General features: G+C 70.7%; 10 protein-coding genes. 5 read left to right on the top strand and 5 right to left on the bottom strand.

The annotated features are described in order from the left end of the window. Positions 1-46: 46 nt before the first annotated feature. The 4 genes from ACFYST_RS15930 to zapE all read right to left on the bottom strand — a co-directional run bounded on the left by ACFYST_RS15930 (position 47) and on the right by zapE (position 5,224). The gene (locus tag ACFYST_RS15930; protein WP_387862746.1) at positions 47-1,027 is read right to left on the bottom strand and encodes a TerC family protein; all 981 of its coding nucleotides are present in this window, start codon (positions 1,025-1,027) and stop codon (positions 47-49) included. Between the two features lie 269 nt (positions 1,028-1,296). Beyond that, positions 1,297-1,875, bottom strand: a complete 579-nt coding sequence (locus tag ACFYST_RS15925; RefSeq protein ID WP_387646460.1) for a TerD family protein — start codon at positions 1,873-1,875, stop codon at positions 1,297-1,299. Positions 1,876-2,048: 173 nt separating this feature from the next. Further along, a complete protein-coding gene (uvrB, locus tag ACFYST_RS15920) occupies positions 2,049-4,139 on the bottom strand; it encodes an excinuclease ABC subunit UvrB (protein WP_387862743.1) in 2,091 nt (696 codons plus the stop codon). 35 nt (positions 4,140-4,174) lie between these two features. Beyond that, positions 4,175-5,224 carry a cell division protein ZapE gene (zapE, locus tag ACFYST_RS15915; protein ID WP_387862740.1) on the bottom strand — a complete coding sequence of 350 codons (1,050 nt, stop codon included), beginning with the start codon at positions 5,222-5,224 and terminating at the stop codon, positions 4,175-4,177. Between the two features lie 273 nt (positions 5,225-5,497). Between zapE and ACFYST_RS15910 the strand changes: the two genes are divergently transcribed. The 5 genes from ACFYST_RS15910 (at position 5,498) to ACFYST_RS15890 (ending at position 10,977) form a co-directional block, all read left to right on the top strand. After that, entirely contained in the window at positions 5,498-6,274 is a 777-nt protein-coding gene (locus tag ACFYST_RS15910) for a pyrimidine reductase family protein (RefSeq protein ID WP_387862737.1), read from the top strand. A 131-nt stretch (positions 6,275-6,405) separates the two neighbouring features. Further along, positions 6,406-6,870 (top strand): indole-3-glycerol phosphate synthase, encoded by a 465-nt coding sequence (locus ACFYST_RS15905; protein ID WP_387646470.1) that lies wholly within the window; start codon positions 6,406-6,408, stop codon positions 6,868-6,870. 97 nt (positions 6,871-6,967) lie between these two features. Further along, positions 6,968-8,374, top strand: a complete 1,407-nt coding sequence (gene murC / locus ACFYST_RS15900; RefSeq protein WP_387862735.1) for a UDP-N-acetylmuramate--L-alanine ligase — start codon at positions 6,968-6,970, stop codon at positions 8,372-8,374. 29 nt (positions 8,375-8,403) lie between these two features. Continuing rightward, positions 8,404-8,808, top strand: a complete 405-nt coding sequence (gene msrB, locus ACFYST_RS15895; RefSeq protein WP_387646473.1) for a peptide-methionine (R)-S-oxide reductase MsrB — start codon at positions 8,404-8,406, stop codon at positions 8,806-8,808. 93 nt (positions 8,809-8,901) lie between these two features. Continuing rightward, entirely contained in the window at positions 8,902-10,977 is a 2,076-nt protein-coding gene (locus tag ACFYST_RS15890) for a restriction endonuclease (protein WP_387862732.1), read from the top strand. 166 nt (positions 10,978-11,143) lie between these two features. Here the strand turns inward: ACFYST_RS15890 and ACFYST_RS15885 are convergent, their stop codons facing one another. Beyond that, the gene (locus ACFYST_RS15885; RefSeq protein WP_387862730.1) at positions 11,144-12,058 is read right to left on the bottom strand and encodes a GNAT family N-acetyltransferase; all 915 of its coding nucleotides are present in this window, start codon (positions 12,056-12,058) and stop codon (positions 11,144-11,146) included. Between the last annotated feature and the right edge of the window lie 140 nt (positions 12,059-12,198).

The following is a 12,198-nucleotide window of genomic DNA, read 5'->3' as shown; positions in this document are numbered from 1 at the left end:
GAGTATGAGGGCCCCCGCCGAGGCGGGGGCCCTCATGTGTGTGCGGTCAGGCGTCGATCTTCTCCGGCTTGTTGGAATCGTCCTGCTTCCGCGAGGCGATCAGGCTGGTGACGGTGGTGACCGCCAGGGTCAGCAGGATGAAGCCCAGCGACACCGGGATGCTGATCTCCGGGACGTGCACGCCGGCCTCGTGCAGCGCGTGCAGCACCAGCTTCACGCCGATGAAGCCGAGGATCACCGACAGGCCGTAGGACAGGTGGACCAGCTTCTTCAGCAGCCCGCCGATCAGGAAGTACAGCTGCCGCAGACCCATCAGCGCGAAGGCGTTGGCGGTGAAGACGATGTACGGGTCCTGGGTGAGGCCGAAGATGGCGGGGATCGAGTCCAGCGCGAACAGCACGTCGGTGGTGCCGATCGCGATCATCACGATCAGCATCGGCGTCATCAGCCGGCGGCCGTTCTCCCGGACGAACAGCTTGGTGCCGTGGTACTTGTCGGTGGACGGGATGCGCTTCTGGACCGCCTTGAGCAGGCGGTTCTCCTCGAAGTCCTCCTCGCCCTCCTCCTCGGCCCGGGCCTCCTTCAGCAGCTTCCAGGCGGTCCAGATCAGGAACCCGCCGAAGATGAAGAACACCCAGGAGAAGCTGGAGACCAGCGCCGCGCCGCCGGCGATGAACACCGTCCGGAGCACCAGGGCGATGATCACACCGAACATCAGCACGCGCTGCTGGTAGATCTTCGGCACCGCGAACTTGCCCATGATCAGAATGAACACGAACAGGTTGTCGACGCTGAGCGACTTCTCGGTGATGTAGCCGGCGAAGAACTCCCCGGCCGGCTCTCCGCCGCCGTACCACCAGAGGAACCCGCCGAACAGCACGGCCAGCACGACCCAGACCGCGGTCCAGATCCCGGCCTCCTTGAGGGAGACCTCGTGCGGCTTGCGGCCGCCGATGAAGAAATCGGCGGTGATCAAAAGGGCCAGCACCACGATGGTGCCGGCCCACAGGCCTGCGGAAACGTCCATGACTGCTCCTCCGGCAGTTAGGCGAACATCGTCACTGCTGGAGGTCTCTTCCGCCGCGCGGCACACCCATTGGTCGGCGCCGCACGGCCAGTGCCCCGGGATGCCGCGACGGGCATCCGTGATGACGGGGTCACTGAACGGGGAATACTCCCCTCCGCTCCCGTCGAGAGTAACAGGGGAACCAAGGGAAGGTAAAGAAGGTAAAGAGATGCGTGATCGGGTAAAGCCCGGGCCGCCCCTACGCGGAGCCGCTCACAGGGCGGAGCGGCTTACAGGAAGGGCTCGATGAACGGCAGCATGTCCCGGAAGGTGCGGCCCGTCGCGGGCGCGCCGATCGCGGTCATCTTCCAGCCCGCGCCGTCCCGCTCCACCTTGGCCATGATCTGACCGGTGTGGGTGCCGCCGCCGGCGAGCTCGTAGCGGGCCAGCTCCTTGTTGGTGGTCTCGTCGACCAGGCGGCAGTGCGCGTTCTGCACCTCCTGGAAGTTCTGGCCGCTGTACGAGCTGACGGTGAACACGATCTGGGTGACCTTGCGCGGCACCTTGGTCAGATCGACCAGGATGCTCTCGTCGTCCTCGCCGCCGACGCCGCCGACCAGGTTGTCGCCGGTGTGCTGCACCGATCCGTCGTTGCTGACCAGGTGCGAGAAGAACACCACGTCGCTCATCGTCTTGCCGTCGTACAGCAGGGCGGACGCGTCCAGGTCGATGTCCTTCGGGCGGCGGCTGAAGAAGCCGCGCTTGCCTGGCGCCGACTTCCAACCGAGGCCCATCCGGACCACGCTCAGGGTCTCGCCACTGGACTTCAACAGGCTGACGCTCTGACCCTTGGCCAGGTTCACCGACACGCCACCACCCCTTCCTCCGGGTCGCCCCGGCTTCTCGCCCGTGACCGGCCGCGACAGGAGCGTCCTGCCCCCATGCCGGTCCGCACCACCCTACGCCGCCGCCCCGCCGCCCCGGTCCGGGACGGCGAGACTGTGGCAGAACCACGACACAGCGGCTGTTTCGGACAGCCGGATCAGGCCATGCCGGCCTCGCGCATCTGGCGCAGCTCGCGCTTGAGCTCCTTGACCTCGTCGCGCAGCCGGGCCGCCACCTCGAACTGCAGCTCGGCGGCGGCGGTGTGCATCCGGTCCGTCATGTCCTGGATCAGCTCGGCGAGTTCGGCCGCCGGCAGGTTCTTCGCGGGCTTGCGGTCGATGCCCAGCGACGGCACCGCGGCCTTGCCCTTGCCCTGCTGACGGTAGCCGGTGGCGAGCAGCTCCTCGGTGTCGACGTCCTCGCCGGCCATGGTGGAGAGCAGGTCGCCGATCTTCTTCCGCAGCGGCTGCGGGTCGATCCCGTGCTTCTCGTTGTACGCCTGCTGGACGGCGCGCCGGCGGTTGGTCTCGGAGATCGCCAGGTCCATCGCCGGGGTGATCTTGTCGGCGTACATGTGCACCTGGCCGGAGACGTTACGCGCGGCACGGCCGATGGTCTGGATCAGCGAGGTGCCGGAGCGCAGGAAGCCCTCCTTGTCGGCGTCCAGGATCGCCACCAGCGAGACCTCGGGCAGGTCCAGGCCCTCGCGCAGCAGGTTGATGCCGACCAGCACGTCGTACTCGCCGGCCCGCAGTTCGCGCAGCAGCTCGATCCGGCGCAGCGTGTCCACGTCGCTGTGCAGGTAGCGGACCCGGATGTCCAGGCCGAGGAAGTAGTCGGTGAGGTCCTCGGCCATCTTCTTGGTGAGCGTGGTGACCAGGACCCGCTCGTTCTTCTCCACCCGCTGCCGGATCTCGTGCACCAGGTCGTCGATCTGGCCCTCGGTCGGCTTGACGATCACCTCGGGGTCGATCAGGCCGGTCGGGCGGATGATCTGCTCCACCTGCCCGTCGCCGCGCGCCAGTTCGTACTTGCCGGGGGTGGCCGACAGGTAGACGGTCTGGCCGATCCGCTCCTGGAACTCCTCCCACTTCAGCGGCCGGTTGTCCATCGCCGAGGGCAGCCGGAACCCGTGCTCGACCAGCGTGCGCTTGCGCGAGGCGTCGCCCTCGTACATCGCGCCGATCTGCGGGACCGTCACGTGCGACTCGTCGATGACCAGCAGGAAGTCCTCGGGGAAGTAGTCGAGCAGGGTGTTCGGCGGCGAGCCGGGCTCGCGGCCGTCGAAGTGCATCGAGTAGTTCTCCACGCCCGAGCAGGTGCCGATCTGGCGGAGCATCTCGATGTCGTAGGTGGTGCGCATCCGCAGCCGCTGGGCCTCCAGCAGCTTGCCCTGCTTCTCCATCCGGGCGAGGGTCTGCTCCAGCTCCCGCTCGATGTCGTTGACCGCCCGCTCCATCCGCTCCGGGCCGGCCACGTAGTGCGAGGCGGGGAAGACGTACACCGAGTCGTCCTCGCTGATCACCTCGCCGGTCAGCGGGTGCAGCGTGTACAGCGCCTCGATCTCGTCGCCGAACATCTCGATCCGGACGGCGAGTTCCTCGTACACCGGGAAGATCTCGATGGTGTCGCCGCGCACCCGGAAGGTGCCGCGGCTGAACGCCAGGTCGTTGCGGGTGTACTGGATGTCCACGAAGCGGCGCAGCAGTGCGTCCCGGTCGACCTCCTCGCCGACCTTCAGCTGCACCATCCGGTCCACGTACTCCTGCGGCGTGCCGAGGCCGTAGATGCACGACACCGACGCCACCACCACGACGTCCCGCCGGGTGAGCAGGCTGTTGGTCGCGGAGTGCCGCAGCCGCTCGACCTCCTCGTTGATCGAGGAGTCCTTCTCGATGTAGGTGTCCGTCTGCGGGACGTACGCCTCGGGCTGGTAGTAGTCGTAGTACGAGACGAAGTACTCGACCGCGTTGTTCGGCAGCAGCTCGCGGAACTCGTTCGCCAGCTGCGCGGCCAGCGTCTTGTTCGGCGCCATCACCAGGGTGGGACGCTGCAGCTTCTCGATCATCCACGCGGTGGTGGCGGACTTGCCGGTACCGGTCGCGCCGAGCAGGACGACGTCCTTCTCCCCCGCGCGGATCCGGCGCTCCAGCTCGGCGATGGCCGCCGGCTGGTCACCATTGGGCTGGAAGGGGCTGACGACCTCGAAGGGCGCCACGGACCGCTCAATACTCGTGATGGGACGCACGACTCCACCGTACGACCGGCCACCGACAGTCCGAGTTACTTGGCGGAATCCCGGGCCAGCGCGACCAGGCGGGAGACGGCCCGCAGGTACTTCTTGCGGTAGCCGCCGTGCAGCATCTCCTCGGTGAACACCTGGTCGAACGGCACGCCGGACGCGGTGATCGGCAGCTCCCGGTCGTACATCCGGTCCGCCAGCACCACCAGGCGCAGCGCGGTGGACTGGTCGTCGATTTGGCGCACGCCACGCAGGAAGACCGCGCCGATGTCGTCCAGCAGCGCGCCGTAACGGCTGGGGTGCACCTCCTTCAGGTGCTCCAGCAGCGTGTCGAAGTCGTCCAGCGAGGCGTTCGGGGCGGTGGCCGCGCGGGCCGTCACCTCGGCGTCGGTGTACGGCGGCGGCGCGGCCGGGAGGCCGCGGTGGCGGTAGTCCTGGCCGTCGATCCGCACCGGGCGGAAGTGCGAGGACAGGCCCTGGATCTCCCGCATGAAGTCCGCGGCCGCGAACCGGCCCTCACCGAGCTTCTCCGGCAGCGTGTTCGACGTCGCGCAGAGCTTGACGCCGTTCTCCACCAGCCGGCTCAGCAGCGTCGACACCAGCACGGTGTCGCCCGGGTCGTCCAGCTCGAACTCGTCGATGCACAGCAGCCGGTGCGAGCTCAGCGTCCTCACCGCACCTTGGAAGGTCAACGCGCCGACCAGGTTGGTCAGTTCGACGAAGGTGCCGAACGCCTTCGGCCCCGGCACCGCATGCCACAGTGACGCCAGCAGATGCGTTTTTCCTACGCCGTACCCGCCGTCCAGGTAGATCCCCGCCGGCCCGCTCGGCGCCGGCGCGGACCTGCGGAACCACCCGCGCTTGGCCGGCTCCGCACCCGCGTTCAGGCTCGCCGCGAAGCCCTCCAGGATCTGCACGGCCTCGTACTGGCTCGGCTGCGAGGAATCCGGCAGGTAGCTGCCGAAACTCACGCCGGAAAAACGCGGCGGCGGCACCATCTCGGCCACCAGCCGCTCGGCCGGGACCACCGGCCGCCGGGAGGCGAGAGCTGTCGCGGTACGGATTTCGGACTCCGAGGCAGGTGCAGACACGAGAAACCAGCGTACGGGGGCGGGCAGACGGGTGCGAAACCGGGGGCGCTGGGGGTACCCCCAGGCGAAGCCGAGGGGGCGGAACTGCGCGAAGCGGAAGGCGCCGAACCGCAAGATCGCGACGCAGGACGGTGACTTGCACGTGGACGCGACCTGACCGTGGGAGCGGCGCTTGTCGCGCAGTTCTCCCCCAGCCCTAGCGGGCCGGGAGGTACCCCCACGCGCCCCTGGTTTCGCGCCCGCATGCGTTCGCCTCGCTGCGAGACTTGAGCCATGGAGCAACTGATCGGCAACACCCCCGGCACCCCCGGCACCCTGGAGTGGCTGGCCCAGGCGTACGCGTACCCGTCCGAAGGCCCGTGGCTGCGGGCGAACATGGTGGCCTCGTTGGACGGCGCGGCCCGGCTGGACGGCCTCTCGGACGGGCTGTCGAGCACAGCGGACAAGCGGATCTTCGGGGTGCTGCGCGCGCTGTGCGACGTGGTGCTGGTGGGTGCGGAGACGGTGCGGGCGGAGGGTTACCGGCCGGGGCGGGCCCGTAAGGAGTTCGCGGAGCAGCGGGCCGCCGCGGGTCAGTTGCCGGCGCCGGTGATCGCGGTGGTGACGCGGAGCCTGGACCTCGATCTCTCGGCGCCGCTGTTCACCGAGCCGCTGGTCCCGACGGTGGTGATCACCACTTCCGACGCGCCGGCCGACCGACTCGCCCGGACCGCCGAGGTCGCCGAAGTGATCACCGCGGGAACGGGCTCGGTCGACCTCCCCCGCGCGGTCGGGGCGCTCACGGAGCGTGGTTGGCGCCGCCAGCTCTCGGAGGGTGGCCCCCGCCTGCTGGGGCGGCTCGCGGCGGACGGTCTGCTGGACGAGCTGTGCCTCTCGGTGGCCCCTCTGGTGACGGGCGGTGACTCGCCGCGGATCGTCAACGGGCCGCAGGTTGCGGACGTCCGGCGGATGCGCTTGGCGTCCCTGATCGAGGAGGAAGGTTTCCTCTTCACCCGCTATCTGCGGCCGACCGATCCGGACCGGTCCCCGAGCGACCCCGCGCTCACCTGAGCCACTTCCTGACCGATGTGGACCACGTGTTCCATGTGGCGCGTGTGCAGCGTGAGGAATCCTTCCTCCGGGCACTATGAAGGAGGGGATGGAAGCCGGACCCGGGGGCCCGTACCAGCGAAGGGACTCACGTGTTCAAGACCGTACTGATGATCGAAAAGGCACTCTCCGACGCCGACGTGGAGCTGGTCACCACCCTCCACGGCGACGAACAGGTGTCCTTCGTCGTCCTGATGCAGCCGCGCGGTCGGCAGGACGAACTGCTGCGCGCCCTGGACGATGTGGCCCTCGGCCATCTTGACCAGGCGGTGCACGAGCACGACGAGCGCGACGGCGACGGGCCGACGCTGGCCGGCGAGTCCCTGGAGCACAGCCTGCGACACCTGCGGCGGGCCGGCGCGGAGGCGGTCGGCGAGGTGGTCGAGCAGCAGCCGCTGGTGCGCCTGCGCGAGGTGGTGGAGGAGAACCGGGCCGACGAGGTGCTGGTCCTGACCTCGCCGCACTTCGTCGAGGAGTTCTTCCACCGCGACTGGGCGTCCCGCGCCCGGCACGAGGTCGGCGTCCCCGTACTCAAGCTGTTCGCCAGCGACTCCTGACCGCCCTCCCGATTAGGGCAGAATCGTCCCGTGCGCTCTGGTAGCTACCGAGCGCACGGGACGACCCTTTTCCGACCTCGCCCGTACGGAGCCAGCCTTGAACGACGCCGCGCACGACCTGCACGCCCCGCACTTCATCGGCATCGGCGGCGCCGGAATGTCCGGTCTGGCGAAGATCCTCGCGGTGCGCGGCGCCACCGTCTCGGGCAGTGACGCCAAGGAGTCGGAGACCGTGCGGGCGCTGCGCGAGCTGGGCGCGACGGTGTTCGTCGGCCACGCGGCCGAGCACCTGCCGGCCGGGACCAGCAGCGTGGTGGTCTCCAGCGCGATCCGCGCCGACAACCCGGAGCTGGTGGCGGCGCAGGAGCGCGGCGTCCCGGTGGTGCACCGTTCGGACGCGCTGGCGGCGCTGATGGGCGGCCGTCGGGCGCTCGCGGTGGCGGGCACCCACGGCAAGACCACCACCACCTCGATGCTGGCGGTCAGCCTGGGCGAGCTGGGCCTGGAGCCCTCGTACGCGATCGGCGGCGACCTGGACCTGCCGGGGTCGAACGCGCACCACGGCGCGGGCGAGATCTTCGTCGCGGAGGCGGACGAGAGCGACCGCAGCTTCCACAAGTACGCGCCCGAGGTGGCGATCGTGCTGAACGTGGAGCTGGACCACCACGCCAACTACGCGTCGATGGAGGAGATCTACGAGTCCTTCGAGACCTTCGTCGGCCGCATCGTCCCCGGCGGCACCCTGGTGGTGTCGTCCGACCACGAGGGTGCCCGTGAGCTGACCCGCCGGGTCGCCGGGCGCGAGGGCCTGAACGTGGTGACGGTCGGCGCGGCCGAGGACGCGGACGTGCGGGTGCTGTCGGTGGTGGCGCGCGGCATGACCAGCGAGGTGACGGTCGAACTGGGCGGCGAGCAGCTGACGTTCACCGTCTCGGTGCCCGGCCGGCACTACGCGCACAACGCGGTGGCGGCGCTGGCCGCGGGCGTCGCGCTGGGCGTTCCGGCGGACGGGCTGGCGAAGGCGCTGGGCGCGTACACCGGGGTGCGGCGGCGGCTGCAGCTGAAGGGCGAGGCCCGCGGCGTGCAGGTGATCGACTCGTACGCGCACCACCCGACCGAGATGGCCGCCGACCTGGAGGCGATCCGCGAGGCGGCGGGCGACGGCCGGGTGCTGGTGGTGTTCCAGCCGCACCTGTTCTCCCGGACCCAGCAGCTGGCCGAGGAGATGGGCCAGGCGCTGGCGCTGGCCGACGCCTCGGTGGTGCTGGACATCTACCCGGCCCGCGAGGACCCGATCCCGGGCGTCACCGCCGAGCTGATCATCGACTCGGCCCGCCGGGCCGGTGCGGACGTCCGCGCCGAGCACGAGTTCGCCGCCGCACCCGCCGTGCTGGCCGCGCTGGCCCGCCCCGGCGACCTGGTGCTGACCATGGGCGCGGGCGACGTCACCAACCTGGGCCCGGAAATTCTGGCCGCCCTGGCGGACGTTGCACCTGCTGTCTGATCCGACGGCCGAGCCCTGGAGAGTGCGCCGTGAGCTACGAGGTCCAGAAGTCCGACGCCGAGTGGCGGTCCGAGCTGACGCCCGAGGAGTACCACGTACTCCGCGAGGCCGGCACCGAGCGGCCGTTCGTCGGCGAGTACACGGACACCAAGACGGTCGGCGTGTACAGCTGTCGGGCGTGCGGCGCGGAGCTGTTCAGCAGCGAGACGAAGTTCGATTCGCACTGCGGCTGGCCGTCGTACTACGCCCCGCTGGCCGGGGACTCGGTCGAGTACCTGGAGGACAGCACCCTCGGGATGCGCCGGGTCGAGGTGCGCTGCAAGAAGTGCGGCAGCCACCTCGGGCACGTTTTCGAGGGTGAGGGCTACGGGACGCCGACCGACCAGCGGTACTGCATCAACTCGATCTCGCTGAAGCTGAAGCCGGTCGAGTAGGAGGCGCGGGCGCCCGCCCCCGTGGAAGACTGATCGCTCTTGGTCGGTCTGGATGTGGGTGGGGCGGGCGTGGCGCGGCGGCGGTCTTCCGGGGTGTGGTCGGTACTGGCGGAGGCGCAGCGCGCGCAGCACCAGCGCGCGGAGGCGCAGCGGAAGGCGGCGGCCGCGCAGCAGCGGGACAACGAGCGGGCGCAGCGCGAGGCGCAGCGAGCAGCCGCGCGGGGTGAGCGCGAGGCGCTGAAGGCGTACCAGCAGCAGCGGGATGCGGACGCGGCCCGGCGGACGGCCGAACTGGACGACCGGGTCGCCGAGTTGCGCGGGGTGCTGGCGGCGGGGCTGGCCGGTCCGGGGTTCTCGCTTGCGGAGCAGAGCCGGGGCGGGCAGGGCGCGGTCCCGCCGTTCGACCCGGGTCCGCTGGGCAATCCGGTGCCGATGCCCGATCAGAACTGGTACCTGGTCCCGCCGTTGACGGGCGCCCAGGCGTACAACCCGGCCGCCCGCCGCCAGTGGGAGGAGCAGGCCGCGCACGCCCGGGCCAGGTTCGAGTACGACTGGCATGCGGCAGGGGCGGCCGAGCAGCAGCGGCAGCGTCAACTCGCGGACTACCGTGCCCAGTACGACGCGTGGGCGGCCGAGCGGCACCGGCTGCTGGCCGGGCAGAGCACCCAGGCCGGGCAGCTCGCCTCGCGGCTGCGGGCGGGCGACGCGGCAGCCGTGGCCGAGTACTTCGAGGCGGTCGTCGACTGGCGGGAGGACTGGCCGGACGGCTTCCCCACCGACGGCGAGGCCTCCTGGGACGCGGACACCCGCCGGCTGGTGGTGCGCTGGGAGCTGCCGGCGTTCGATGTGGTGCCGACGGTCGGCCGGTACCGCTACGTCCGGTCCGACGACCGCGAGGACGAGGTGGCCCGGCCCGCCACCCAGCGCAAGGAGATCTACCGCGAGGTGCTGGCGCAGTGCGCGCTGCGCGTGCTGGCCGAGGTGTTCCGGGCCGACACCGACCATCTGATCGCCTCGGTCGGCCTGAACGGCGTCGTGGTGGCCCCGGACCCGGCGACCGGCCAGGAGGGCGACCGCTGCCTGCTCGCGGTGGAGGTCGACCGGGAGACCTTCGCCGGGCTCGCCCTGGACCGGGTCGCCCCGCTGGACTGCCTGCTCGACGGGCTCGCCGGACGGCTGTCCAACCGGCCGGAGAAGGCCGACACGGTCGCCCCGATCCCGGCCGCCGCGACCTCCGCCGGGGACGGCGAGGAGCCCGACCTGTTCGCGATGGACCCGATCGAGTTCGAGAAGCTGATCGCCGAACTGTTCCGCCGCCGCGGCTTCCGCACCAGCACCACGGCCCGCAGCGGCGACGAGGGCGTGGACGTGCTCGCCGAGGACCCGGACCCGATCACCGGCGGAAAGATCGTCATCCAGGCCAAGCGCTACCGGCACACCGTCTCCCCCAGCGCCGTCCGCGACCTCGAATCCACCATGCGCCGGCAGGGCGCCAACCGCGGCATCCTGGTCACCACTTCGGGCTTCGGCCCCGGCTCGCGCAAGCACGCCGAGGGCCAGCCGCTCACCCTGGTGGACGGCCCGATGCTGCTCACCCTGCTCCGCGAACACGGCCTCCCCGGCCGCCTCGGGCCCGCCCCCGTCCCCGCCCAACGGGCCGACGGGACACCGGCGGTGGAACTGATGCCCGGCCAGAACACCGCCCTCCCGGACGGCGAGGTACGGGTCCGCTTCCGGGCCGGCGGCGCGGAAGCCGATCTGACGCTGCTGCTCCTCGGCCCCGACGGCAAGGTGCGCGCCGACGAGGACTTCGTCTTCTACCACCAGCCGACCGCGGCCGACGGCGCCGTCATCCTGGAACCCGGCGACGGCAGCGCGATCGTCCGCACCGGCCAACTGCCGGACGCCATCCGCCGCGTCGTGATGTCGGTCAACCTCGACACGGACGGCGACGCCACCTGCGCCGACCTGATCGACCCCGCCGTCGAACTCGCCTCCGGCGCCGGCCGCTGGGTCTTCCACCCGCCGACCGACCCCGCCATCTCCGCCATGCTGGTCGCCGAGCTCTACCGCCACCCGTCCGACGGCTGGAAACTCCGCGCCATCGGCCAGGGCTGGGCGGACGGCCTGGCCGGCCTGGCCCGCGACCACGGGGTTGACGTCGAGTAGCGGGCGCGAAACCAGGGGCGCGGGGAACTGCGCGAAGGGGAACGCACCGACCGCAAGATCGCGACGCAGGACAATGACTTGCACTTGATCGCGACCTTGCGGACGTGCTTTGCGCTTGTCGCGCAGTTCCCCGCGCCCCTGATTTTGCGCCCAACCGCTCGCGCAGCTAGAGCGTCCGGCTGTGCTTCCACTCCTCCGCGCAAACCCCGTACCCGAACCAGTCGTTGATGGCGAGCATCGGCGCGTTCTCCCCGTCGTTGTGCGTGTACGCGGCAGCCAACCCCCGGTCCTGCGCGCGCCGAAGCGCATGCGCCTTGGCGAGCTTGGCGAGGCCGCGGCCGCGGTGGGTGGAGCGGGTGGCGGTGAACGCCGACCAGTAGTGGCGGCCGTCGGTCTGGGCGGCGGAGAAGGCGACGGCCTCGCCGTGGTCGAGGGCGACGGTGGTGAGGGTGTGGTCCTGGTCGGGGCGCTGCCAGATCTCGGCGAGCCAGCTCTCGTACGACTGGTCGTCGAGGACGAGGTCGCCGGGTTCGGAGCGGGTGGCGTCGATGTCGACCAGGTAGATCGGGTGCGGGTCGTCCAGGAAGTCGGCGGCGGTGCGCAGTTCGATGCCGGGCGGGGTGGGCGGCAGCGGCGGCAGCGGGACGGTGAGGTCGAGGCCGGCGTACTGGGCGCGGCGGCCGCGCCGGTAGCCGCGGGCGGCGGCGAAGCCGAGTGCTTCGGGTGTGCCGTCGGCCCAGCCGTGGGCGTCGCGGACGCCGAGCGCGGCGAGTTCGCGTTCGGCGGCGGTGAGCAGCGCGGTGCCGATGCCGGCGCCGCGGTGTTCGGGCATCACGCTGACGTTCAGGAAGCCCTGGTCGGGGGTGGTGCTCTCGGCGACCGGGCCGAACCTCGCGGAGCCGACGACCTGTCCGCCGCGTTCGGCGACCAGCAGGTTGAAGTGCGGCAGTCCGACGAGCCAGTTGGTCACCTCGGGTGTGACGACCAGGTGCGGCCGGCCCGCCCGGTAGGCCTCGGTGGCCCCGGAGGCGTCTTCGGGTGCGAACGGGCGGATGTGGTACGGCATAGAAGTCATAGGCATGTCACGTTAGTCAATCGTTCGCCTGCGCGCTGCTGAATTTCCCCCACCTGCGGGCCGGTCGGTTCAGTGAGTGGGAAACCTCAAGTTCAGCTCTGAGTTTCCGGTGTCCTGCTTGGCACCGGCTCCGTCCGGATACACCC

The organism is Kitasatospora sp. NPDC004614 (assembly GCF_042873675.1).
In the GTDB taxonomy this organism is placed as follows: Bacteria; Actinomycetota; Actinomycetes; order Streptomycetales; family Streptomycetaceae; genus Kitasatospora.
The sequence above is the reverse complement of the archived record's forward strand: the minus strand, read 5'-3'. Positions and strand labels throughout refer to the sequence as shown.

What these genes read in the sequence shown, in the direction of transcription:
- ACFYST_RS15930 (WP_387862746.1), bottom strand. Translation starts at nt 1,027, where the DNA reads ATGGACGTTTCCGCAGGCCTGTGGGCCGGCACCATCGTGGTGCTGGCC.
- ACFYST_RS15910 (WP_387862737.1), top strand. Translation starts at nt 5,498, where the DNA reads ATGGAGCAACTGATCGGCAACACCCCCGGCACCCCCGGCACCCTGGAG.
- ACFYST_RS15885 (WP_387862730.1), bottom strand. Translation starts at nt 12,058, where the DNA reads ATGCCTATGACTTCTATGCCGTACCACATCCGCCCGTTCGCACCCGAA.